Genomic DNA, 23,680 nt, shown 5'->3' with positions numbered 1-23,680 from the left:
GCACCGTCCGCGGGTGTCGGCGCCAATGCCCCGTGTGCGCCTGCGCCGGAACCCGGACGCGCGCCGCGTCCGTCCTCAGTCGCGCCCGTACGGCTCGCGGTGCGCGAAGGCCGCCCGCAGGTCCGGTTCCCCGACGGCCCGGATCCCGCGTACGGCGACGGAGGTCAGGTACGTGCGGTCGTCGCCCCCGTCGCCGTCGGCGTGCCGGGCCAGTGTGCCCAGCAGCCGCTGTCCGGCCGGGGAGGCCCAGCGCGAGTACGGATGCACCTCGACCCGGGCGATGGCCAGGCAGCTCAGGGTGAGCGCGAGGGGCAGCGCGAACCAGAGGGCGACCAGGGAGCGCGGCATGTCCGAGGGGGCGGGCATCAGCAGCGCGACGGCGCCCAGCGCGAGCACGGCCATGGCGGCGCCCCGCACCTGCCGCACCCCGGCCGCGACCGTCGTACGCGCCCCGTCCGGCACGGCGAGACCGGCACTGACCAGCCGGTCGGCGAGGCCGCGCACCGCGTCCGCCGCGGCCGCGGCGGCCCGCACCGGCGCGATACGGGACTGCCCCTCGGGCCCGATGGCCCCTATGACCGACCGTTCGATCTCGTCGCGGCCGCGCGGGTCCACGACGGTGGCCCAGCCGGTGTGGGCGAGCAGCAGCCGCCGCTGTCGCGCCATGGACACCAGGGTGAGGTCGGCGACCCGGCCAGGGCCGCCGGAGAGGAAGGCCGCCTCGTAGAGCGTCAGATCATGTCCCTGGCCCGTGTCCGTGTCGACGGCCGCCGCACGGACGGTGGCCAGGCACAGCCGTGTACACGCCGCGCCGGCGACGGCCCAGGCCAGCAGCAGGAGAAGAACCCAGAACATGCCGTTTTTCTATGCCAGACGCACAGGGAAACGCCATGCCTTGTTCACGATCCGGACCGAGCGTTGTGGGTACGTGACGTTCCGCTTACCTTCGTCCCGGCCGACCGGTCCTCAGGACCCGCCCTGCGGCGGCGGACCGGTCGCGGCCGGCGGGAGCGTGTAGCTCGGGTACGGCGACGGGATGACCGGCACGATCGTTCCGGGATCGGCCACCGGACCCGGCGGGGTGGGGGAGTTGGCCGGCGACGGGGTGCCGGTGGCCGCCAAGTCACGGGCCAGGGCACCGAAGTCGACGTACCCGGTGGCCTCCAGGATCGTGATGTGGTCCAGGACGGTGGTGTTGGCGTCGTCGGCGAGCTGCCGCACCAGCGCGTTCTGGGTGCCGGCCCGCACCTGGGCGACCACGGAGAACACCCGGCCGTGCGCCAGCCGCAGGATGTTGGCGAACTTCCGGTCGTAGTCCACGCCCTGTGCCGCGTTCAGCTCCTCCAGCCAGCCCTTCTGCTGGTCGTTGGGCTCGTTCGGCAGCGGGAGACCGAGCTGTGCGGCGACGGAGCGCACCCGCTCGTCCAGGAAGGTGTGCCCCTCGACGAGATGCCGCCCCGCCGTCCGTACGGCCTCGGTGGTGCCCTTCGCCTGCGCCTGCTGACCGGCCGGCAGCTCCCACAGCCCGGCCAGCCGCACCTTCGTGATGAAGTCCCGGTCGAGCCCGGACAGCGGCCCGTACTGCGTCAGCACCGTCTGCGCGTTCAGAATGTCCACGTTCGTCCCCGACCGGTCCTCGTACGACCAGATCGGGTAGACCAGCGCCACGAGGGTCGCCGCCAGGCCCGTGATGATGAGCCCGGTACCACTGAATATGCCTCTGCCCTTGATCGGGGGTCGCGGTCGCATGGTGCCTCCTGCTTGCGGCACCGCACGCTAGTGCGTTTCGGGTGCGGGATTGGCATATTACTGCGGCCGCTACGTCAACTTTCGTACGGGGGCGAAGGGTTGTATGACGGACATCCCAGGCCAATGGGGGAGCGGGCGTGGACGACATAGGGGGCGGAACGGGGGCGAAAGCGACGCCGGGGCGATCTGGTGCGGCTCGGGTGTTAACCCCGGCACATTCGGGGACGGACGGGTGGGCGGGGCTCGACCGGGCGGGGTCTGTTCACCGCCGGACCAGCGCCCGCCCCACCCGTCCCCAGCGTGACCGCGGCCTCGGGGCCTGGCCCGAGCGGTCCAGCCACCACTGGCGCAGCTCCCGCCGGCCCCGGCCCTCCTCCAACTGCCCGCCCAGCAGCAGCTGCTCCGCGAAGTCCAGGGCGTCCTGCCGGTACCCCCCGCGCATGGGGTGCCCCTGGGCGTACGCGATGAACGAGGACCGGTAGCCGCTGCCGAGGATCAGCGGGAGTTCCGGGGCCACCTTCGCCACCACGTCCGCCCGCTTGGCGGCCAGGGCCCGGGCCTGGACGCCGAGGCGCACCCGGTCGAAACCCTCGGGGACGGGGGTCCCGGCGACGAGGGCCGACAGCAGGGCGGCCTGGGCGAGGCCGACGCGCTGGCGGGCGGCCTCCGGGGCGCTGACGAGTACGTGGGGCCGCACGGGTGCGGTCTCACTGTCGGAGGTACCTGAGGTGCCCGAGGTGCTTGAGGTGTTGCCCGAGGCGCTTGAGGTGCCCGAGGTGCCGGAGGTTGTCCGGCTCCGGGCGCCCTCCCGCACCGCGTCCCGGATCGACGCCAACTCCCGCTCCAGCTCGGCCGGTTCGGGGAAGTTCTCGTCGCGCTCCAGCAGGACTCCCGGCGGGGAGACCTTGGCGGCGAGGTCGGTCAGGATGTCGAGGACCGGGCGGGGCACCGGGTGGGCGTGGCTGTCGTGCCAGACGCCGTCCCGCTCGAAGCCGCCCGCGACATGGACGTAGGCGATGGCCTCCAGGGGCAGTTCGGCGAGCGCCTTGGCGGGGTCCTCACCGCGGTTGACGTGGTTGGTGTGCAGGTTGGCCACGTCGATGAGGAGCCGTACGCCGGTGCGGTCGGCCAGCTCGTACAGGAACTGGCCCTCCGTCAGCTCCTCGCCGGGCCAGGCGATGAGCGCGGCGATGTTCTCCACGGCGAGCGGCACCGGCAGCGCCTCCTGCGCGATGCGCACGTTCTCGCACAGCACGTCGAGCGCGTCGCGGGTGCGCGGTACGGGCAGCAGATGCCCGGCCTCCAGCTGCGGGGAGGCCGTCAGAGGTCCGCCCGCGCGGACGAACGCGATGTGCTCGGTGACCAGCGGGGAGCCCAGCGCCGCGGCCCGCTCGGCAAGCGCCGTCAGCCGTCCCTCGTCGGGGCGGTCCGCGCCGCCGAGCCCGAGCGAGACGCCGTGCGGGACGACGGTGACCCCGCGCTCGCGCAGCCGCAGCAGGGAGTCGGGGAGGTGCCCCGGGCAGACGTTCTCGGCGACGACCTCGACCCAGTCGATGCCCGGCATCCGCTCCACGGCGTCCGCGATCTCCGGCCGCCAGCCGATTCCCGTCCCGAGTCGCGTCATGGTCCCCTCCTCCATCCAGGCCCCCGCCGTGGTGACGGGGATATGACCCCGCCACCCGGGCCCGAACCGTCCGCCGCCCTCCTTCAGAGCAACATTTGAGGTTCGACGCGGAGTGCGGTCACCGGGTGCGCAGGGCCGGATGGTCCGCGACCACCGTGCAGCTCCCCGGCGCGATCTCGGTGAACCCCGCGTCCCGCACCAACGGCAGCCCGCTCGTCGTCAGCTCCCGCCACCGCTGCGGCTCCGCCGTCCGCACGGCGAGCGGGAAGCCCGCCTCGCGCCACGCCGCACGCTCCTCGTCCGACAGTTCCCACCAGGCGAGCTGCGCACCGTGCCCGGCCTGCGCCATCGCCTTCCCCGCCGACATCTCCACCTCGGGGCTCATCCACAGCACCGGCACCCCCGGATCCGCCGGCGCCGACGGCTCCGGATCGTCGAGATCGGTCCCCGACACCTGCAGCTTCGCCAGATCCTTCGGCCACCCGTCCAACGGCACCGGCGGAAACACCCGCACCTCCGCCGCCTTCCCGGTCACGGTGATCCCCGGCAGCGCCCCGGCCCGCCGCCACTCGGCCCCCCGAGCCCGCCGCACGACCTTCCGGATCCGGGCGTCCTGCCAGTCCCGCACGGCCTGCGCCCACTCCCCGTCCCCGAGGGCCCGCTCGTCGCTCAGCAGCACGAGCACGGCCCGGGCGGCGGTCTCGAGAGCGTCGGTACGGGCAGGCGGCTCGGCCTTCTCCATCCGCACGACGAGGGGCAGCACGAACTGCGGGGCCTGGTCACGGGGGTTCGGCTCGGTCTGGAAGGGGCTCTCACTCACGTGGCGCAGGGTACTGGACGCCCTGGACCGGCCGCTCCGATCCGCCCACTCAGCCCGAGCAGGCCGTGCGCTGCGCCTCCTGCCACTCGCAGACCGGGCACAGGGTGATCCCCTTGTACGACTCCGGGTACTCCGTCGGCTCCCGGCACACCACACACTCCGCGTACGGCGGTCCGTCGGCCTTGGGCGGCCGGGTTGCGTCGATCAGGCAGTAGCCGGTGTCGCCGTCGTCCTCGCTCATACCTCCAGCGTACGAGAGCGCACACCGCTCACCGCCGGCCGTTCGCGGCCCCGATCAGCTCGGAGACCTTCACGAACCGGTAGCCCCGGCGGCGCAGCTCGGGCACGATCACGCGCACCGCCTTCTCGGTGGCGGGGGCGGCGGTGCGGGTGCAGTGCATGACGACCACCGACCCCGGTTTCACCCCGTCCAGCACGTCCCGGGCCACGGCGTCCGCGTCCGTCGCGAAGGCGTCCCCGCTCACCACGTCCCACTGCACCGCGGTCACCCCGGCGCCGCTCACCGCCCGCAGCGCCCGCCGGTCGTAGCAGCCGCCGGGGAAGCGGAAGTAGGGCCTGGCGTCCGGCACACCGGCCTTGCGGAAGGCCGCGTACGCCCGTTCCACGTCCGCCCGCATCCGGTCCTCCGGCAGGGTCGGCAGGCCGTAGCAGTCGTCGGTGAAGGCGTAGTGACTGTAGGAGTGGTTGGCGACCTCGAACAGCGGGTCGCGTCCGATGGTGCGGGCCTGGACCGGGTACTCCTCGGCCCACCGGCCCGTCATGAACACGGTGGCCGGCACCTTCAGCGCCCGCAGCGCCGCGATCAGCTCCGGATGGTCGAACCGCTCGCCCGCCGCCGCCCGCGCCCCCTGGCCGGCGGTCATGTCGGCGTCGAAGGTGAGGGCGACGGTCCTGTCGCGGGTGCGGGGGGCGTGCGAGAAGACGGGCGTCAGGCCGGCCGGGCCCGGGGCCAGCGTGGGCGGCCGGGACGGCGCGGGTGAGGGCTGGGCGGGGGCCGGGCGGGCGGCCCGGGGTGCCTGGTCCGTGCCGCAGGCGGCGAGCGCGGCGGCCAGGGCGCAGACGGCGGCGAGGCGGCGTACGGGAGCGGTCACCGTATGAAGGTAGGAGTGATGAAGTGACGTTTATCCGCATATACGGGCGCGTCTGTCGTCCTGTCACCCGCCCGGTCCTTCACCTAGGGTGCGGAGGGTGGACGGTCGCCGCAGCCTCTCCTCCTGCCGAGCACCTCTCGTCGAAGCCCTCCTGACGGGCCGTTACGGCACCACCGTCACCGTCTCCTCCTGGTCCCGGCTCGCCCCCTGGGCCGTCGCCCGCGCCCGGCTCGCCGGGCCCGCCGGCGTGCCCCGGGACGTCGTGGTCAAGTGGGTCCGCGACCATCCGGCGCCGGGCCGTACGCCGGGCGGGCGCCTGTGCGCCGAGGTCGCCGCGCTCCGCTTCCTCGCCGACGACCTCGGGCTCGCCCTCGCCCCGCGCGTGCTCGCCGCCGACCTGGACGCGGGGCTCGTCGTCCTGGAGGACCTGGCGCCGCGCGTCGCGCTGGACGGGCTGCTGCGCCGGGACGGTGCCGCCGCCCACGCCGAGCGGCTGGCCGCGTTCGCGCGGGCCCGCGGCGAGCTGGGCGCGGCGACCGCCGGCCACGACGGCGCCTACCACGCCCGGCGGGCCACGCTCGGCCCCGTGGACCGGGCGGCCGACCGGCGCGGCCGGTACGCGCCCCTGCGGGAGGAGGCCCACGGCCACGCCGACGCCCTCGGGGTGCCGATCGCCGGCCCTGCCGCCGCCGAACTGGCCGACGCGCTCGCCGAGTTGTACGAGCCCGGCCCCTTCCTCGTGCTCAGCAACGACGACGCCGAGGCCAACAACGCGCTCGTGCACCCGACCGGCCCGGCCGACCCGCGCCTCATCGACTTCGAGTACGCCGGCTACGCGCACGCCCTGCACGACGCGGTGTGCCTGTATGTGCCCGGGCCGGCCTGGATGTCCGTCGGCGACCCCGTCGCGTCTGGGCTCGCCGACGTCCACCGCACGGCGCTGGCGGCGGGTGTGCCGCAGGCAGCGGACGACCGGCGGTACGGCTTCGGGCTGGCCGCGGCCTGTCTGGCGTTCGCGCTGGTCCGTCTCGAGCGGTTACCGCGCCTGGACGCGCGCCCGCCCGGCGACCCCAGCAGGCCGCAGCTCGTCGCCACCCTGGAGGCGGCCGCCCGCACCGCCGACACCCACCGCGCCCTGCCCCGCCTGGCCGGCTGGGCACACCGGACGGCCGCCCTGCTGCGCCGCCGCTGGCCGGACGCGGACCTGGACCTCGCCGCCCTGCTCCCGTACACGCCCCGCAGCAGGGACTAGCAGCAGGACCAGCAGCATGGACTAACGGCCCCAGGGGCCCGTCACCGCGAACGTCGTCCCGGGCTTGTAGCAGTTGACGTACATCGTCCGGCCGTCGGGGGAGAAGGTGACGCCGGCGAACTCGCCCCACTCGGGCTCCTCGGCGGTGCCGCCCGCCGCGGTAGCGGCCGATGCAATCGCCTGCCGGCCCCGGGCCAGGGCGTACACCTCGCCGCCCCGGGTCACGCCGTAGACGTGCTGGGCGCCGTTGCCGTCCTCGCAGACCATCAGGCCGCCGCCGGGGGCGAGGCAGATGTTGTCGGGGGACTCGCCGGGCAGCTGGACATCCGTGTCCGGGCCGAAGACGATCACCAGGGTCAGCCGGCGGCGCGCCGGGTCGTAGCGCCAGATCTGGCCGTAGTGGTCGGCCGCCGAGCCCTCCGCCCCGCGCGCGTACGACGACACGAAGTACACGCACCGCCCGCCCCAGTAGCAGCCCTCCAGCTTCTGCGCGTGCGTGATGCCCTTCGGGCCGAAGTCCTGGAGGCGGATCGGGGTCTCGGCGGCCAGCGGGTCCGGTACGTCGACCCACTCGATGCCGTCGAAGGCCGCGCCCGTCTCCCGGACCGACGACAGGTCCGCCACGCCCGGCACGCGCATCGCCTGGAGCCGGCCGCCCGCGCGCAGCGAGCCCACGCCGCCCAGCGGCTTCTCGGGCAGGAAGCGGTAGAAGAGGCCGAAGGGCTTGAGGAACGCGTCCTCCGTCTCGTAGACGATCCCGCGGTGCGGGTCGACGGCGATCGCCTCGTGCTGGAAGCGGCCCATCGCGGTCAGCGGGACGGCGCCGGTGCGGCGCGGGTCGGACGGGTCGACCTCGAAGATGAAGCCGTGGTCCTTGGTGTAGCCGTTGGTGCCGGCCCGGTCCTCGGTCTCCTCGCAGGTCAGCCAGGTGCGCCACGGGGTGGGTCCGCCCGCGCAGTTGACGGCCGTACCGGCGATCGCGACCCGCTCCGACAGGACCTTGCCGGCCGAGTCCAGCGTCAGCGCCGTACAGCCGCCCTTGCCGGCCGGGTCGTAGGTCAGGCCCTCGACGGTGGGGACGGGGAGCTTCGCGTCCTGGCGGTTCTCGTGGTTGCGGACCAGGTGGATCCGGCCCTGGCGGCCGGGGAGGGCCGTCATGCCGTCGTGGTTCGAGGGGACCGGGCCCTCGCCGGAGCGCAGCCGGTCGCCCTCGCGGGAGAGGACCCGGTAGCGGAAGCCCTTCGGCAGGTCGAGCAGGCCGTGCGGGTCGGGCACGAGGGGGCCGTAGCCGGTGTGGCCGAGGTTGCGCGCGGCTGCCGTGTCGGTGAAGAGCTCGGACAGCGCCCCGGAGAACGCGATGCCCGCTCCCAGAGCACCGGTGCGGGCGAGGACCTGACGGCGCGTCGACGCGCCACGGATCTCTGACATGGGGGTGACCTTCCTGCTGGCGGACAGGAACTGTGACCCCGCTGTGTCTATCACTCGCCGCGCGCCCCTGGAACCACGCGCGGAGCACGCGTCACGGGGCGGTGGTCCGCTCAGGCGGCGCGGGCTGCGGCGAAGGCGGCACCTGCTGGCCCTTCTCCAGGAAACGCAGCAGCTCCACCGGGATGGGCAGCACCAGCGTGGAGTTCTTCTCCGCCGCCACCGCCATCACCGTCTGCAGCAGCCGCAGCTGGAGCGCGGACGGCGTGTCGGCCATCTGCTGCGCCGCCTCGGCCAGCTTCCTCGACGCCTGCAGCTCGGCGTCCGCGTTGATGATCCGGGCCCGCCGCTCACGGTCGGCCTCGGCCTGGCGGGCCATGGAGCGCTTCATCGTGTCCGGCAGGGACACGTCCTTGATCTCGACCCGGTCGATCTGCACGCCCCAGCCGACGGCCGGGCTGTCGATCATCAGCTCCAGGCCCTCGTTGAGCTTCTCCCGGTTGGACAGCAGGTCGTCCAGCTCGCTCTTGCCGATGATCGACCGCAGCGAGGTCTGGGCCATCTGCGAGACGGCGAAGCGGTAGTCCTCGACGTTGACGATCGCCGCCGACGCGTCCACGACACGGAAGTACACGACCGCGTCCACCCGCACGGTCACGTTGTCGCGGGTGATGCCCTCCTGGGCGGGCACGGGCATCGTCACGATCTGCATGTTGACCTTGCGCAGCCGGTCCACGGCGGGGATCACCATCGTGAAGCCCGGCGACCGTACGGCGCCGCGGATCCGCCCGAGCCGGAAGACCACCCCGCGCTCGTACTGCTTGATCACCCGCGCGGCCGCCGCGACATACACCAATCCCGCGGCGCCGGCCGCCGCGGCCGCCGCCAGCAGATCCTCGAGCATGGCGACCTCCTCCGTCAGAGGCCCGGAATCCGGACCGCTCAGAAGGTTCGGAATCTGGAAATTCTGCTCCTGCAACGATATGCCCGCCGCCGGTTCCGGGGCCATGCGCGATGTCCCGGAACCCGACGGCGGGCAGGTGTGCTCAGCGGAGGGCTGGGGCCGGTCCGGCGGACCGGGCCGCAGCCGTGGCGCCTAGGCCGCGCTGACCGCTTCCGCGCCGACTTCGGTGACCTTCACCGGTTCGGTGCCGACCGCGCTGTGCCGCTCGGCCCACGTCTCCAGCGCCGTACGGCAGGCGTGGTCGAGATGGTGCAGGCCGGAGAGGTCCAGTTCGACCGGGCGGTCCTGCGGCAGGGACTCCAGGCTGTCGAGGATCTTCGGCAGCCGGAGGAAGGTCGCGTTGCCCGACAGGTACGCCTGGATCGGGCCGGCGCCCTTGTCGATGACCTCCAGCTTGACGTGCGAGGCCTCCCAGGCGGTCTTGACGACCGACAGGGCCAGACCGATCAGGACACCCTCGAACATGTTCACCGCGACGATCGACACGGCCGTGGCGATGAGGATCAGCGCCTCGCCCTTGTGGCCGCGCCACAGCGCCGCGATCTGGCGGAACGGGATGAGCTTGAAGCCCGCGTGCACCAGGATGCCGGCGAGCGCCGGGATCGGGATCAGGGCCAGGGCCCACGGCATCGCGGCGGCGAACAGCAGCAGCCACACGCCGTGCAGCACCCGCGAGGCCTTGGTCTTCGCGCCGGCGGCGACGTTGGCCGAGCTGCGCACGATCACCGCGGTCATCGGCAGCGCGCCGAGCAGACCGCACACGGTGTTGCCCGTGCCCTGGGCGATCATCTCCTTGTTGTACTCGGTGCGCGGACCGTCGTGCAGCCGGTCCACGGCCGCCGCGCTGAACAGGCTCTCCGCCGAGGCGATCAGCGCGAACGCGATGATGGTGCCCCAGATGGCCGGGTTGGTCAGCTCGCCGAAGGCCTCGCCCGTGGGCACCTGGACGGCGCCGAGCAGACCCTCCACCTGGACGGTGGCGACGGGCAGGCCGAAGGCGAGGGTGGTGACCGTGGCCAGGATCACCGCCGCGAGGGCGCCGGGCACGGACTGCACCGCCTTCGGCATCTTCTTCCACAGCACGATCACGGCGATGGTGCCCGCGCCGATGGCGAGGGAGGCCAGGGCCTCGGTGCTGCGGACCGCGTCGGCGAACGCCCCGGGCAGCCCCACGAGCTTGCCGATGCCGGTCTCCGGCGCCTTCAGGCCCACCGCCGCGTAGATCTGATCGGCGATGATCACCAGGCCGATACCGCAGAGCATGCCCTCGACGACGGAAACGGAGATCGCCCGGAACCAGCGGCCTATCTTCGCGAAGCCCATGGCGAGCTGGAGCAGACCGGCGCACAGCACGATCACACCGAGCGTGCCCACGCCGAACTCGCTGACGGCCTCGAAGACCAGCACGGTCAGGCCGGCGGCCGGTCCCGAGACCTGGAGGCTGCTGCCCCGCATGAGCCCGGTGACGATACCGCCCACGATGCCGGTGACCAGGCCGAGCTCGGCCGGGACACCGGAGGCGACCGCGACACCGACGCACAGCGGCACGGCGACAAGGAAGACGACGATGGAGGCGAGGAAGTCCTGCCTCAGGTAAGGGAACTTCGACAGCATGGTCAGCGGTCCCCTCAGAGCGTCTCGAACGTGTCGGACTGCGCGCGGTGTTCCCGCACGATGCCGGTGTGGACCTCGTAGAACCAGCCGTGCAGCTGGAGTTCACCCGTCTGCAGGCGCTTCTCGATGCAGGGGTAGGAGCGCAGCCGCAGCAGCTGCGCGAGGACGTGGTTCTGGACGGCCTCGGCGACCGTCGGGTCGGCCGTGTCGGAGCACTTGGGCTCGTCGGCGGCGTTGGTCAGCCACTCGCGCACGGCGGGCACGGCGGTGAGGTCGTCACCACGCACCAGGGCGCCGATGGCACCGCAGTGGGAGTGCCCGCAGACCACGATGTTCCTGACGCCGAGCACCTCCACCGCGTACTCGATGGTGGCCGCCTCGCTGGTGGGGTGCTCGGAGGCGTACGGGGGGACGATGTTGCCCGCGGTGCGCAGCTCGAAGAGCTCGCCGGGCCGGGCGCCCGTGATCAGGGCCGGGACGACCCTGGAATCGGAGCAGGTGATGAACAGGACCTGCGGCGACTGGCCGTGGGCCAGCTTGGCGAACTCCTCAGGGCGCTGTCCGTGCATGCGGGCGTTGTCGATGAGGGGCTGCATGATGTGGTGACTCCTCCTGGCGCGCCGAACGGCGCGTCGGGCTTACACGACAGAGGTGGGGGGACTGCTCTGCTGTCAGCAGCGGAAGACCTGGAGTGTGGCCGGTGAGTGCGCTGCCGAGGATCTCGACAGGGTGAACGCGCCGCGCGCGAGGTGTGGGGGTGTGTCCGTCCGGTCCTGGGCCGGCACCGGGCGCTCGGGCCATTCGGGGGCACAGTCGACGGTGCGGTGCCGGTCGCGGGCGCGCAGGGGACCGGTCGGGTCCCCGGAAGGGATGCAGGGGCGGGAGACGGCGGTCTCGTCGCGGAGCGCCTTGCCGGAGAGTTTGGTTCCGGGCTGGGCTTTGGCCTCGATGTGACGGGCTGTGTACGCGGATGCGAAGCACTCGGTGAGTGCGAAGAAGGGGAGAGCGAGCAGGGCGGCGGCGAGGACCGCTACCACGGTCCGTACCGTCGTACCTCGGAACATGCGCCCCCTCCCGGCCGTTCACGCCTCTAGTCCGGACCAACGGTTGGTCAACGGCTGGTCAAGAAACACATTAACCCTGCAAAGTTGTTTGCAGGGTTAACTTAACGTTTCCAGCTGAAGAGAGGCTGAAGCGTGCCGGGTGGTTGGCCTGAACTGACCCTTGACCTAGGGGATTTGATCGGGTATCAGGATCGTCGGTCCGCGTCGATGAGCCGCTTGGCGTCGCGGGCCAGCGCGGTGAGGCGGGAGATCGCCCGGAAGTACTTCTTGCGGTACCCGCCCTTCAGCATCTCCTCGCTGAACAGCCGGTCGAAGGGGAGCCCGGAGGCCAGCACCGGCACCTCGCGGTCGTAGAGCCGGTCGGCGAGGACGACGAGGCGCAGGGCCGTCGACTGGTCGGGAATCGGCCGCACATCGGTGAGACACACCGCCTTCAGGCCGTCGGTCAGGGCGCCGTAGCGGCTGGGGTGGACCTTGGCCAGGTGCTCCAGCAGCTGCGGGAAGTCGTCGAGCGAGGCACCCTCGGTGGCGTACGCCGCCTTCGTCACCTGTTCCTCGGAGTACGGCGCCGGCGCCTCGGGCAGGCCGCGGTGGCGGTAGTCCTCGCCGTCGATGCGCAGGGCGCGGAAGTGCGCGGACAGACCCTGGATCTCGCGCAGGAAGTCGGCCGCCGCGAAGCGGCCCTCGCCGAGCTTGCCCGGCAGCGTGTTGGAGGTGGCGGCGAGCGCGACGCCCGCGTCGACCAGCTTGCCCAGCAGGGTCGACACGAGGACGGTGTCACCGGGGTCGTCCAGCTCGAACTCGTCGATGCACAGGAGGCGGTGCCCGGAGAGCGTCTGCACGGTCTGCTGGAAACCGAGGGCGCCGACCAGGTTGGTCAGCTCCACGAAGGTGCCGAACGCCTTGAGCGCGGGCTCGGCCGGGGTGGCGTGCCACAGGGAGGCCAGCAGATGGGTCTTGCCGACGCCGTAGCCACCGTCGAGGTAGACCCCGCGCGGGCCGGCCGGGGCCTTGGGCGCCTTCGCCCTGCCGAAGCCGAAGAACCCCCGCTTGGCGGCACCGGCGGCATGCGCCCCGTCGAGCCCCGCCGCGAAGCCCTCCAGGACCGCGACCGCCTCGCTCTGGCTGGGCTGGTTCGGGTCCGGGAGGTAGGTGCTGAAGCGGACCGAGTCGAACCGCGGCGGCGGCACCATCTCGGCGACCAGCCGGTCCGCGGGGACGTACGGCTCACGGGCGCACAGGGACAGCGGGGCCGCGTCGGCTATCGGGTCGAGGCCGGGGGCGGGGTGGGAGGACGACACGCTTCCCAATGCTAAGGGCCGTGCCAGACTGCCTGGCATGCGACGGCTGTTCCCTGTGACCGACCAGACAGTGCCAGAAAACCCGAATGAGGCGGGTGTGGCGCCGGAGGATCGCGAGTGGAGCCTCGACGAGCTCGCCGAGGCCTACGCCTATCCCGAGCCCGGCCCCGGAGAGCCCGCGCCCTGGCTGCGGGCCAACATGGTCTCCACGCTCGACGGGGCCGCCCAGCACGACGGGCGTTCCCAGCCCATCTCCAACGCCACCGACATGCGGATCTTCGGCACCCTGCGAGGGCTCGCCGATGTGGTGCTCGTCGGTGCGGAAACGGTACGGCAGGAGGGCTACCGGCCCGCACGCGCGCGGGCCGAGTTCGCGGAGCGGCGGGAGGCGGCCGGGCAGGGGCCCGCACCGGCGATCGCGATCGTCAGCGCGAGCCTGGACCTCGACTTCTCGCTCCCGCTGTTCACCTCGCCGCTCGTCCCCACCCTCGTCCTGACCGGCGCCGCGGCCGCCCCCGACCGGATCGCGACCGCGGAGAAGGCCGGCGCCCGGGTGGTGATCGCCGGTGACGGCATGGGCGTGGAGCCCGCGCGGGCCGTACGGGCCCTCGCCGAGCTCGGCCACACCCGGCTGCTGACCGAGGGCGGCCCGCGACTGCTGGGCCAGCTCGTGGCCGCCGGTGTGCTCGACGAGCTGTGCCTGACCGTCTCCCCGCTGCTCACCGCGGGGGACGCGCAGCGGATCGCGGGCGGGCCGTCGGTCGCCGTACCGCACCGCTTCACCCTGGTGTCCCTGCTGGAGGAGGGCGGGTTCCTGTACGGGAGGTACGGCAGGGCCTGAACGGGCCGGAGACGACGGGTGTGACGCGCCGATTCCGGGGCATCCGGGGCACGACACCCGAGTCCCGAATTCGGCGGAATCTGCCGTTCCGGTTAGTTTCGGGTGGGCAGACTAGGACCGCATACCCCGTGCGCGCGCGGGGATGGATGCTTGAGGGCCACGGGGGTCCTCGAAGGAGAGGGCGCTGTGTTCACAAGCGTGTTGATGATCGAGAAGGCCCTGACGTCCGCCGACGTGGAGTTCGTCACCACCCTGCACGGGGACGAGCCGGTCTCCTTCCACGTGCTGCTCCAGCCGCGCGGCGACCAGGCCGACCGGTTGCTGCGGGCCATCGACGACATCGCCCTCGGCGAGCTGGACGAGGCTGTCCGCGAGGGCGAGACCCCCGAGGGGGAAGAGGCCAAGAGCGTCGGGGAGAGAGCGCTGGAGGTGTCCCTGGCGGCGTTGCGCTCCGCGGGTGGCGCGGCGGAGGGGCGGCTGGTGGAGGACCATCCGCTGGACGCGCTCAAGGGGGTCGTGGACGAGGTGGACGCCGACGAGGTGATCGTGCTGACCGATCCGCACTACGTGGAGGAGTTCTTCCACCGGGACTGGGCTTCGCGGGCCCGGCACAAGGTGGGGGTGCCGGTTCTGAAGCTGTTCTCGCACAGCAAGGCGTAGTCGCTGCCGCCGGGCTGGGCCGTGGGGCGCCGTCGGGGGTGCGGTGCGTTTCGGGCTGCGGGCCCGTCGTAGCTGGCCGCTGCCCCGCTCCCTACTTTGCTCGAGGGGGGACCCCATCGCGGCGGAGCCGCACATCGGTACAGTCTCGCGGCCCTGGGTCGGCTGCTGGTGCCCTGCGCAATAAGGTGGAGCCCCTCACCCTCGTACCGCAACCCCTGGGAGAAACACACATGGCACCCGGCCTTCCTACCGCCATGGACCGACCGCACTTCATCGGGATCGGTGGAGCCGGGATGTCCGGGATCGCGAAGATCCTCGCCCAGCGCGGGGCCAAGGTGGCCGGCAGTGATGCCAAGGAGTCGGCGACCGCCGAGGCGCTGCGGGCGCTCGGGGCCACCGTGCACATCGGGCACGCCGCCGGGCATCTGGCCGACGACGCCACGTGTGTCGTCGTGTCGTCGGCGATCCGGGCGGACAACCCGGAGCTGGCCCGCGCGGCGGAGCTGGGGATTCCGGTGGTGCACCGGTCGGACGCGCTCGCCCGGCTGATGGACGGGCTGCGGCCGATCGCGGTCGCCGGTACGCACGGCAAGACCACCACGACGTCCATGCTGGCCGTGTCGCTGAGCGAGCTGGGGCTGAACCCCTCGTACGCGATCGGCGGCGACCTGGACACGCCCGGTTCCAACGCGCTGCACGGCGAGGGCGACATCTTCGTCGCCGAGGCGGACGAGTCGGACCGCAGCTTCCACAAGTACGCGCCCGAGGTCGCCATCGTCCTCAACGTCGAGCTGGACCACCACGCCAACTACGCGTCGATGGAAGAGATCTACGAGTCCTTCGAGACGTTCGCCGGGAAGATCGTGCCCGGCGGCACCTTGGTGATCTCCGCCGACCACGAGGGCGCGCGGGAGCTGACGCGGCGGGTCGAGGGTGTGCGGGTGGTGACGTACGGCGAGGCGGAGGACGCCGACGTCCGCGTGCTCGCCGTGGTGGCGCAGGGGCTGAAGAGCGAGGTGACGGTCCTCCTGGACGGCCAGGAGCTCACCTTCACCGTCTCCGTCCCCGGCCGTCACTACGCGCACAACGCGGTCGCCGCGCTGGCGGCGGGCGTGGCCCTGGGAGTTCCGGCGGCCGATCTGGCGCCGGCGCTGGCCGCGTACACCGGCGTCAAGCGGCGCCTGCAGCTGAAGGGCGAGGAGGCGGGCGTCCAGGTCATCGACTCCTACGCGCACCACCCGACGGAGATGACGGCGGACCTGGAGGCGATGCGCGCGGCGGCGGGCGACGCCCGGATCCTGGTCGTCTTCCAGCCCCACCTGTTCTCCCGGACACAGGAGCTGGGCAAGGAGATGGGCGAGTCGCTGGCCCTGGCGGACGCCTCGGTCGTCCTCGACATCTACCCGGCCCGCGAGGACCCGATCCCCGGTGTGACGAGCGAGCTGATCATCGACGTGGCCCGGGCGGCGGGCGCGGACGTGACGCCGGTCCACGCCAAGGACGAGGTGCCCGCCGTGATCGCGGGAATGGCCGGCCCCGGTGATCTCGTTCTCACCATGGGCGCGGGCGATGTGACCGACCTGGGCCCGAGGATCCTGGACCGTCTCGCACAGAGCTAACGGAAGTAAGGGGTTGGCCTTCATGTCGTACGACGTCGAAAAGCCGGACGAGCAGTGGCGGGCGGAGCTGACCCCGGCCGAGTACGCCGTGCTGCGCCAGGCCGCGACAGAGCCCGCCTTCACCGGTGAGTACACCGACACGAAGGCGAAGGGCGTCTACTCCTGTCGGGCCTGCGGCGCCGAACTGTTCACCTCCGAGACCAAGTTCGAATCCCACTGCGGCTGGCCTTCCTTCTTCGACCCGAAGGACAGTGACGCCGTCGAGCTGATCGAGGACCGCTCGCACGGGATGGTCCGGACCGAGGTGCGGTGCGCCCGGTGCGGGTCCCATCTCGGGCATGTGTTCGAGGGTGAGGGGTATCCCACTCCGACGGACCAGCGGTACTGCATCAACAGCATCTCGCTGCGGCTGACGCCGGCCTAGGGCCTGTCCGGCGGAGGTCCCAGGGCTGACGCCGGGTCAAGGCCTCCCCTCGGGCTCCCTGCCGAGGGCCGCCACGGTCAGCGCCAGGGGGTGGTGGCCCGGCCGGGGGCGAGTGCCGGCCGGAAGGGCGCGGCCCGGTCGTGTCGGCGTTCGTCGTCGGGGGCCCGGCCCGCTCTTGCTGAGCCGCAGCTCGGTGGCGAGCCGACCCAGGGAGAGTGCCTCCAGGCCCTCCACCGAGGCGACGTCGACGGTGCGCCGAAGGATCAGCCGGCGGGTCTGATTGCCGCGCTCGATCCGTCCGTCCGCGCGCGTGCCTGGCGTGGGCGCGGCCTCCTGGTCGTCCGGGGGCGACCCGGGCCTGTGCGGAGGGCCGGGCCGGGAGGGTACTACCACCGGCCCGTCGCCCCCGTGTTCACAGCACCTTCCGCTGCACCAGCGCCGACAGCACCAGCATCCCGGGCAGCAGGGGCAGCCAGACGGTCAGGACGCGGTAGCCGATGACCGTGGCCGTGGCCAGGGCGAGGGGGGTGCCATAGCCCGCCAGGGTGAGGACCAGGGCCGCGTCGATCGGGCCTATGCCGCCCGGGGCGGGGACGGCGCCCGCCGCCGTGCTCGCGGCGAGGAACGCGAAGACCAGTTGGGTCCAGGCGAGCGGGACCCCCAGCGCCGTGCCGACCGAGGCGACCACGCAGGCTTGGAGCAGCGGGGCGGCGGCGGCTCCGCACCACAGGGGGAGGAAGCGGCTCGGGCGGGTGTGCAGCCGGCGTGCGTCGGTGAGGGCCGTACGGACGAGGTCGAAGGCCGGGCGGCGCAGGGGGCGTACCAGGACCAGGACGACGGCTGCCGCCGCCGGGGCGAGGAGGATGCCCGTGGCGATCAGGAGCAGGGTGCGCCGGTCGGGGAGGAGCTCGGCGGGGGGTACGGCGGTGGGGGTCGCCAGGAGGCAGACCAGGACCACGGGGGGCTTCGCCAGTGCCCTGACCAGGGAGTACAGGGCGATCGAGGCCGTGGCCCGGGGGAGCGGGACGCCCTGGCGCTGGAGGAAGCGGACCGTGACCGCGTGGGCGCCGATGCTAGCCGGCAGGAGGTGGTTCGCGGCGCCCGCGGCGACCTGGGAGGCCAGCAGCAGGCCCTTGGGCAGCCGGTCGGGGATCGCGCCCTGGCGGACGCAGGCCGCGGCGACCCAGCCGAGGCAGGTGAAGACGAGCCCGGCCAGCAGCCACCAGGGATCGGCGGTGGCGAGGTGGGCGACGCCCTCACGTACGGCGCGCCAGTCGATCGCCGCCCAGATCCCCAGGAGGAGGAGCGGGAGCAGGCTCAGGGCGCGGCGGGCGGCGGCGGAGGTCAGGGTACGGCGGCCGGGGGAGGCCGGGGTGCCGTCGGGGGAGGGCTGGGGGTGGCGGTCGTCCGCGCAGGGGAGCGGGGCGGCGGGACCGTCGAGCGGCAGCAGGGACACGGCGCACGTCGTCCTTCCGCGTCACCGCCGCGGGGCGGGGTGACGGATCAAGGGCGGGGCAGGGAGGGGACGGGGGAGAAGCTTCCCCTCCGGTGTGACGGTGCGGTGTCCGGAAGCCGACGGTGTGCGGGCGGAGGGGCGACGCGGTGCGGTGGGACTGTGAAATGTCTGCCCGGCGCCGCCGCCGCTCATCCCGCGCGCCGTGCCGTCGTCCCGTGCTGCCGGTCTGCCCGCTGGGCGGGTGTCGGGCCGTCGGCTTTTGGTCTGCCCGGGCCTGTGCTGTCGGTCTGGCCGCTGGGCGGGTGTCGGGCTGTCGGCTTTTGGCCGCTGTGGCGTTCGGGCTGTCGGCTTTTGGTCTGCCTGGTCCTGTGCTGTCGGTCTGGTCGCTGTGCGGGTGTCGGGCCGTCGGCTTTCGGCCTGCCCGGCCCTGTGCTGTCGGCCTGCCTGCCGTGCCGATGTCCGGCCGCCGTGCTGTCGGTCTGCCCCCGCCGCTGTCGTCCCGTGCTGTCGGTCCCTCCGCGTCTCAGCGCACCTTCGGCACCGCCGCCGACACCTCCGCCAGCAGCCTTTCCGGGTCCGCGCCCCAGCGTGAGCTGATGACCAGGTCGCGGGCCGGGTCCACCCACAGCAGATGGGTGCCGCCGTTGCCGCGGGCACAGCGGCCCGTGACGGGAGCCGAGGGCCAGACCGCGCCGGTGTCGTTGAGCCACCAGGACAGGCCGTACTGCGGTTTCACCCGGCACGGGGTCCACAGCTCCTCGATCCAGCGGGCCGAGAGCACCTGTTTGCCGTTCCAGGTGCCGCCGCGCAGGCAGAGCTGGCCGATACGGGCCAGGTCGAGGGCGCTGATCCACAGGCCGCCGCCCCAGTGGGCCCCGCCGGACACCACGGGGAGGCGGGTGCCGGCCACCTCCACGTACGAGGTGTCATAGCCGTGCCAGGACCAGGACGTGGACGCGTCGAGGGGCTCCATCACGCGTTCGCGGAGCAGGTCGGGGAGGGAGCGGGCGGTGAGGGCCGTCAGGGCGAGGGCGGTGAGGTTCACGCGGACGTCGTTGTAGGCCCAGCCCTCGCCCGGCGGGCCGCCCGGGGACTCGGTGCCCTCGCGGGTGCTCTGGGCGTCGGCCGAGGTGGGCTTCCCCCACAGGGTGCCCTCCCACTGGCTCGTCTGGTCCAGCAGATGCCGCCAGGTCACCGCCCGCCCGTGGGCGCCGGCGAACTCCGGCAGGCCGACCGAGGCGGACACCGGCGCGTCGAGGTGCAGCAGCCCGTCGTCGTACGCGATCCCGGCGACCAGCGACAGCACGCTCTTCGTCGCGCTGTAGGCCATCTCCGCCCGCGTGGGATCGCCCCAGGACGCGAGTACCGCGCCGCGCCGGACGACGACGCCGCTCGCGCCGCCGCCGTCGAGCAGGGGGCCGATCACCTCGCGGTGGGAGGTGTCGGACACCTGGGCGGCGAGGTAGGTTCCCATGTCCTCGACGCCGGGTACGGGGCGCTGCTCCTGCGCCCGCACCGCCTCGGTCAGCACGTCGGTGTCGACGCCCTTCCACGGGTCGGCGGCGATGCTCGCGTTCTCCAGTACGTAAGGCACGGACGGGACGTACCCATGCGCCGAACGGCTCAAAGGTCCGTGCCGCTCCCGTGTGCCGCAACGGGGGGCCAGTGGTCGGGGGCGCCGCCGTGGGCCCGGACCAGGGAGCGGGCGACGGCCAGGCCCAGGCCGCTGCCGCCGCGGGTGCCCGCATGTCGCCGCATGTCGCCACATGGCCGATCGGCCGCACCGCCCGGTTCGGCTCCGCCGTTCGGGTGCGGGCCGCCCAGGCGTCCCGCCGGGCGGCCGGGCCCGCCGGGGCGGGGGCGGTCAGCTGTTCCTGGGCGGGCCCAGGGGGAGGGTGAGGACGAAGACCGTCGGGGCTGCGGTGTCGTCGAGGGCGAGGGTGCCGCCGTGGGCCCGGACCAGGGAGCGGGCCACCGCCAGACCCAGGCCGCTGCCGCCGCGGTCGCGGCTGCGGGCCTTGTCGACACGGTAGAAGCGGTCGAAGACCCGCTCCCGGTCGCCGGGCGGGATGCCGGGACCCTTGTCGGCGACGCGGACCTGCGCCGAGTGCGGGGTGACCGACACCGCGACGGACACCGGGGTACCGGCCGGGGTGTGCACGGCCGCGTTGGTGAGGAGGTTGTCCAGGACCTGCCGGACGCGCTGCGGGTCCAGCCGCAGCCGGACCGACTCCGGGCCCGGCGCCACCGTCAGCGGATGACCGGCTCGGGTCGCGCGGAAGGCGTCGGCCGCCTGCTCGACCAGCTCCACCAGGTCGGTGTCCTCCATCCGCAGCGGCGTCTCGACCTCGGCCGCGTCCAGGCGGGCGAGCAGCAGCAGGTCGTCGAGGAGGACGCCCATGCGCGCGGCCTCGGCCCGCAGCCGGGCCAGGTGCTTGTCGCGCTCCTCGGGCGCGTTGGCGGCCGCGTACTGGAAGAGGTCCGCGTAGCCGCGCACCGACATCAGCGGGGTGCGCAGTTCGTGCGAGGCGTCCGCGACGAAGCGGCGCAGCCGCTGTTCGGCCTCCGCGCGGACCGCCAGGGAGGCGTCGATGTGCTCCAGCATGGTGTTGAAGGCCGTACGGAGCTCCTCCACCTCGGGACCGCCGCCCGGCGCGTCCGCGCGCAGGGGCAGCCGGGACGCCGACTCGGTCAGATCGTGGGAGGCGATGCCGTGCGCGGTGTGCGCCATGTCGCTCAGCGGTTTCAGCCCGCGCCGCAGCATCGCCCGGCCGAACACCACGAGGGCCAGCAGCGCGAGGCCGAAGGTGACGACCTGGATCGTGATCAGCTGCCCGACGGTGTCCTCGATGTCGTCCAGGGGGGCGCCGCTGACCAGGACCACGCCGGGTTCGACCTCGCAGGCGCGCAGCCGGTACAGACCCTCACCCTTCAGGTGCTCGGTGCGCAGGACCTCGGTGCCCGCGACGGTCTGCGCCTTGGCCAGGGCGGTGAGGTCGTCGACGTCCTCGGGCACGTCGGCGGCGTCCTCGGGCTTGCGCAGCACCGGGGTGCCGTCCGACACGTCGTACACGGCGTAGTACCAGCGGTAGTACTTCTTTCCGGCCAGCGAGCCGGAATCCACGATGCTCTTGGACTGGGCGACCTGCGCGAGCTTCAGCTGCTCGTTGAGCTGGGCCGACAGATAGTCCCGCATGTACGTCGTCAGGGCCGTGCCGACGATGGCGAACACCACCAGGGCCAGCGCGCCCAGCCCCAGCGCCATCCGGGTGCCGAGCCGAAGCCTGCCGCGGTACGACTGCCACGCCCGGCGTATCACTCGGCCGCCTGCCGGACGACGTACCCGAACCCGCGCACGGTGTGGATCAGCGGCTCGCCCGTCGCGTCGAGCTTGCGGCGCAGCCGGCTGACGACCAGCTCGACGACGTTGGAGCGGCCGCCGAAGCCGTACTCCCACACGTGGTCGAGGATCTGCGCCTTGGTCAGCACGGTCGGGGACTTGCGCATCAGATAGCGCAGCACCTCGTACTCCGTCGGTGTGAGCGTCAGCAGCTTGTCGCCGCGCCGCACCTCACGGGTGTCCTCGTCCATCATGAGGTCACCCACCCGGAGGACCGAGCGCTGGAAGGCGGGGCCCGCGCTGCGCCGCAGCACGGTCCGCAGCCGGGCCATCAGCTCCTCCACCGCGAACGGCTTGACCAGGTAGTCGTCGCCACCCCGGGTCAGTCCCGCCACCCGGTCGGCGACCCCGTCCCGGGCGGTGAGGAACACCACCGGCACCATCGTCCCCGAGCGGCGCAGCCGGTCCAGCACGCCGAAACCGTCGACATCGGGCAGCATGAGATCGAGCACCACGATGTCGGGACGGAAGTCTGCGGCACGCCGCAGCGCCTCCTCACCCGAGTTCGCGGTGATCGCGTCCCAGCCCTCGTAGCGGGCGACCGTCGCCACGAGATCGGCGATCGGCGGGTCGTCGTCCACGACGAGGAGTCGTACTTTTTCCACCCGCTCATAGTGCGTCACGCACCCCGCCGCGGGAGAGGCCGGTCTCACGCGCGGGCAGATCGATAAGCTCTTGAAAGTTGTACGACAGGATTTCGACAGGTCCCGACAGCGAAGCTCGGTGTCCTGAGGACCCGATCGAGGAGTTTCCGTCCGTGACGACCGTCCAATCACCTCCCGTGACCCCCACCGGGATCCGTCCGAAAGTAGTGGCCCGCACCGGCCTGTACGCCGTGCTGGCCGCGAACGCGGCCGTCGTGACCCTGTTCGCCGTGCAGGCGGGTTTCGCCTCCAACGCCCTGGTCGTGCTGGGCCGCTTCACCGGCCTCTACGCCGCCCTGCTGATGGCGTTCCAGCTGCTGCTGGTCGCCCGGCTGCCCTGGCTGGACCGCCGTATCGGCATGGACCGGCTGACCAACTGGCACCGCTGGACCGGCTTCGGCCTGCTGTGGACGCTGGTCGGGCATGTGGTGTTCATCACCTTCGGCTAGCCGAGTCGTCCTCGATGGACCCGGTCAGCCAGCTCGTCGACCTCGCCGAGACCGTCGAGGGCGTGTTCCGCGCGGTCGTCGCGCTGGGGATCGTCCTGCTCGTCGGCGGCGTCTCCGCCCGCTGGGCCCGCCGTCGGCTGGCCTACGAGACCTGGCACTTCATCCACCTGTACACCTACGTCGCCGTGGTGCTGGCCTTCACGCACCAGGTCGCGGTCGGTACGACCTTCACCGCGTCGCCCGCCGCGACGAGCTACTGGTACGCGCTGTGGACCGTCGCCCTCGGCTCGGTGTTCGTGGGCCGGCTCGTCCTGCCGCTCTGGCGGAACTGGCGCCATCAGCTGCGCGTCGAGGCGGTCGTACCCGAGTCGGACAACGTCGTCTCCGTGTACGTCACCGGACGTGACCTGGACCGGCTGCCGGCCCGCGCGGGCCAGTTCTTCCTGTGGCGGTTCCTCACCAAGGACCGCTGGTGGCAGGCGAACCCCTTCTCCCTGTCGGCCGCGCCCGACGGCCGCACCCTGCGCCTGACCGCCAAGGCCGCCGGCGACGGCTCCGCCGCCCTGCGCCACATCAAGCCCGGCACCCGCGTCTTCGCCGAGGGCCCCTACGGCGCCTTCACCGCGATGCACCGCACCCGGCCGGAGGCCGTCCTCGTCGCCGGCGGTGTCGGCGTCACCCCCATCCGGGCCCTGCTGGAGGAGCTGCACGGCCACGCCGTCGTCATCTACCGGGTCGGCTCGGACCGGGACGCGGTCCTCTACGACGAGCTGCGTGACCTCGCCCACGCCAAGGGGTCCGAGCTGCACCTGGTCACCGGCCCGCCGGTCCCCGACAAGCTGGCCCCGGGCGAGCTGGCCCGGCTGGTGCCGGACATCGCCGACCGGGACGTGTTTCTGTGCGGACCGCCCCCGATGATGAACGCGGTGCTGGGCAGCCTGCGCGAGCTGAACGTGCCCAGGACGCAGATCCACTTCGAGCGTTTCAGCCTGGCGGGATGAGAGAGACGACGTGAAGCGAGCACTGCCTGTTCTGGTCCTGAGCATCGCGGGCCTCGTCCCGGTCTGGCGCTACGAGCCGTCCTTGGGGACGTCGACGACCGAGGCCGCCGCGCCCGCGTCGACACCGTCCACCTCCGCTACGGGCTCCTCGTCCGGGGCCACCACCGTCAAGGGCACGGTCGTCACCACCGACAAGGGCGATGTGCAGGTCGAGGTCACCTTCGAGGGTGACAAGATCACGGCCGTCAGGATGCTGAAGCA

21 protein-coding genes and 3 pseudogenes are annotated in these 23,680 nt (G+C 72.8%); 7 read left to right on the top strand and 17 right to left on the bottom strand.

From position 1 onward, the window contains the following. Positions 1-75: 75 nt before the first annotated feature. The 6 genes from IE263_RS21445 to IE263_RS21420 all read right to left on the bottom strand — a co-directional run bounded on the left by IE263_RS21445 (position 76) and on the right by IE263_RS21420 (position 5,305). Positions 76-855 carry a TIGR04222 domain-containing membrane protein gene (locus tag IE263_RS21445; protein WP_189939041.1) on the bottom strand — a complete coding sequence of 260 codons (780 nt, stop codon included), beginning with the start codon at positions 853-855 and terminating at the stop codon, positions 76-78. A 111-nt stretch (positions 856-966) separates the two neighbouring features. Continuing rightward, the gene (locus tag IE263_RS21440; RefSeq protein ID WP_189939039.1) at positions 967-1,749 is read right to left on the bottom strand and encodes a DUF4142 domain-containing protein; all 783 of its coding nucleotides are present in this window, start codon (positions 1,747-1,749) and stop codon (positions 967-969) included. A 262-nt stretch (positions 1,750-2,011) separates the two neighbouring features. Next, positions 2,012-3,373: an MbnB/TglH/ChrH family RiPP precursor modification enzyme gene (locus tag IE263_RS21435; RefSeq protein WP_189939036.1), complete on the bottom strand. Its 1,362-nt coding sequence runs from the start codon at positions 3,371-3,373 to the stop codon at positions 2,012-2,014. 118 nt (positions 3,374-3,491) lie between these two features. After that, positions 3,492-4,193: a peptidyl-tRNA hydrolase gene (locus IE263_RS21430; RefSeq protein WP_373312035.1), complete on the bottom strand. Its 702-nt coding sequence runs from the start codon at positions 4,191-4,193 to the stop codon at positions 3,492-3,494. 49 nt (positions 4,194-4,242) lie between these two features. Beyond that, positions 4,243-4,434 (bottom strand): hypothetical protein, encoded by a 192-nt coding sequence (locus tag IE263_RS21425; RefSeq protein ID WP_189939034.1) that lies wholly within the window; start codon positions 4,432-4,434, stop codon positions 4,243-4,245. 28 nt (positions 4,435-4,462) lie between these two features. Next, positions 4,463-5,305, bottom strand: a complete 843-nt coding sequence (locus IE263_RS21420) for a polysaccharide deacetylase family protein (RefSeq protein ID WP_189939032.1) — start codon at positions 5,303-5,305, stop codon at positions 4,463-4,465. Positions 5,306-5,402: 97 nt separating this feature from the next. On the opposite strand from IE263_RS21420, the gene IE263_RS21415 reads away from it, so the two are divergent. Beyond that, complete coding sequence (locus tag IE263_RS21415) at positions 5,403-6,557, top strand: phosphotransferase (protein WP_189939030.1); 1,155 nt, start codon at positions 5,403-5,405, stop codon at positions 6,555-6,557. 21 nt (positions 6,558-6,578) lie between these two features. Here the strand turns inward: IE263_RS21415 and IE263_RS21410 are convergent, their stop codons facing one another. From IE263_RS21410 to zapE, 6 genes are all read right to left on the bottom strand, one after another. Continuing rightward, positions 6,579-7,985 (bottom strand): alkaline phosphatase PhoX, encoded by a 1,407-nt coding sequence (locus tag IE263_RS21410; RefSeq protein WP_189939028.1) that lies wholly within the window; start codon positions 7,983-7,985, stop codon positions 6,579-6,581. 91 nt (positions 7,986-8,076) lie between these two features. Further along, positions 8,077-8,886 (bottom strand): slipin family protein, encoded by an 810-nt coding sequence (locus IE263_RS21405; protein ID WP_189939027.1) that lies wholly within the window; start codon positions 8,884-8,886, stop codon positions 8,077-8,079. A 192-nt stretch (positions 8,887-9,078) separates the two neighbouring features. Next, complete coding sequence (locus tag IE263_RS21400) at positions 9,079-10,560, bottom strand: SulP family inorganic anion transporter (RefSeq protein ID WP_189939025.1); 1,482 nt, start codon at positions 10,558-10,560, stop codon at positions 9,079-9,081. A 14-nt stretch (positions 10,561-10,574) separates the two neighbouring features. After that, on the bottom strand, positions 10,575-11,156 hold the full coding sequence (locus tag IE263_RS21395; protein WP_189939023.1) for a carbonic anhydrase: 582 nt from the start codon (positions 11,154-11,156) through the stop codon (positions 10,575-10,577). Between the two features lie 75 nt (positions 11,157-11,231). After that, positions 11,232-11,624 carry a hypothetical protein gene (locus IE263_RS21390; protein WP_189939021.1) on the bottom strand — a complete coding sequence of 131 codons (393 nt, stop codon included), beginning with the start codon at positions 11,622-11,624 and terminating at the stop codon, positions 11,232-11,234. 185 nt (positions 11,625-11,809) lie between these two features. Further along, a complete protein-coding gene (zapE, locus tag IE263_RS21385) occupies positions 11,810-12,925 on the bottom strand; it encodes a cell division protein ZapE (RefSeq protein WP_189939019.1) in 1,116 nt (371 codons plus the stop codon). A 37-nt stretch (positions 12,926-12,962) separates the two neighbouring features. Between zapE and IE263_RS21380 the strand changes: the two genes are divergently transcribed. From IE263_RS21380 to msrB, 4 genes are all read left to right on the top strand, one after another. Further along, a complete protein-coding gene (locus IE263_RS21380) occupies positions 12,963-13,766 on the top strand; it encodes a pyrimidine reductase family protein (protein WP_189939007.1) in 804 nt (267 codons plus the stop codon). A 186-nt stretch (positions 13,767-13,952) separates the two neighbouring features. Next, positions 13,953-14,426, top strand: coding sequence for an indole-3-glycerol phosphate synthase (locus IE263_RS21375; RefSeq protein ID WP_189939005.1), 474 nt, complete (start codon positions 13,953-13,955; stop codon positions 14,424-14,426). Between the two features lie 230 nt (positions 14,427-14,656). Next, positions 14,657-16,045, top strand: a complete 1,389-nt coding sequence (gene murC / locus IE263_RS21370; RefSeq protein ID WP_189939003.1) for a UDP-N-acetylmuramate--L-alanine ligase — start codon at positions 14,657-14,659, stop codon at positions 16,043-16,045. Positions 16,046-16,067: 22 nt separating this feature from the next. After that, complete coding sequence (gene msrB, locus IE263_RS21365) at positions 16,068-16,469, top strand: peptide-methionine (R)-S-oxide reductase MsrB (protein WP_189939001.1); 402 nt, start codon at positions 16,068-16,070, stop codon at positions 16,467-16,469. 168 nt (positions 16,470-16,637) lie between these two features. Here msrB and IE263_RS48685 read toward each other — a convergent pair. The 5 genes and pseudogenes from IE263_RS48685 to IE263_RS21345 all read right to left on the bottom strand — a co-directional run. Then, a pseudogene (locus tag IE263_RS48685) lies at positions 16,638-16,763 on the bottom strand (TetR/AcrR family transcriptional regulator); the annotation flags it as partial. Between the two features lie 118 nt (positions 16,764-16,881). Continuing rightward, on the bottom strand, positions 16,882-17,925 hold the full coding sequence (locus tag IE263_RS21360) for a lysylphosphatidylglycerol synthase transmembrane domain-containing protein (protein WP_189938999.1): 1,044 nt from the start codon (positions 17,923-17,925) through the stop codon (positions 16,882-16,884). A gap of 523 nt (positions 17,926-18,448) precedes the next feature. After that, positions 18,449-19,519: a serine hydrolase domain-containing protein gene (locus IE263_RS21355; RefSeq protein WP_229911088.1), complete on the bottom strand. Its 1,071-nt coding sequence runs from the start codon at positions 19,517-19,519 to the stop codon at positions 18,449-18,451. 270 nt (positions 19,520-19,789) lie between these two features. Then, on the bottom strand, positions 19,790-21,190 hold the full coding sequence (locus IE263_RS21350; protein ID WP_373312044.1) for a sensor histidine kinase: 1,401 nt from the start codon (positions 21,188-21,190) through the stop codon (positions 19,790-19,792). A 50-nt stretch (positions 21,191-21,240) separates the two neighbouring features. After that, the gene (locus IE263_RS21345; protein ID WP_189938992.1) at positions 21,241-21,930 is read right to left on the bottom strand and encodes a response regulator transcription factor; all 690 of its coding nucleotides are present in this window, start codon (positions 21,928-21,930) and stop codon (positions 21,241-21,243) included. Positions 21,931-22,082: 152 nt separating this feature from the next. Here IE263_RS21345 and IE263_RS21340 point away from each other — a divergent pair. After that, positions 22,083-23,419, top strand: a pseudogene (locus IE263_RS21340) (ferredoxin reductase family protein). A gap of 10 nt (positions 23,420-23,429) precedes the next feature. Then, positions 23,430-23,680, top strand: a pseudogene (locus tag IE263_RS21335) (FMN-binding protein); the annotation flags it as partial.

It is taken from the genome of Streptomyces aurantiogriseus, assembly GCF_014649375.1.
In the GTDB taxonomy this organism is placed as follows: Bacteria; Actinomycetota; Actinomycetes; order Streptomycetales; family Streptomycetaceae; genus Streptomyces; species Streptomyces aurantiogriseus.
The sequence above is the reverse complement of the archived record's forward strand: the minus strand, read 5'-3'. Positions and strand labels throughout refer to the sequence as shown.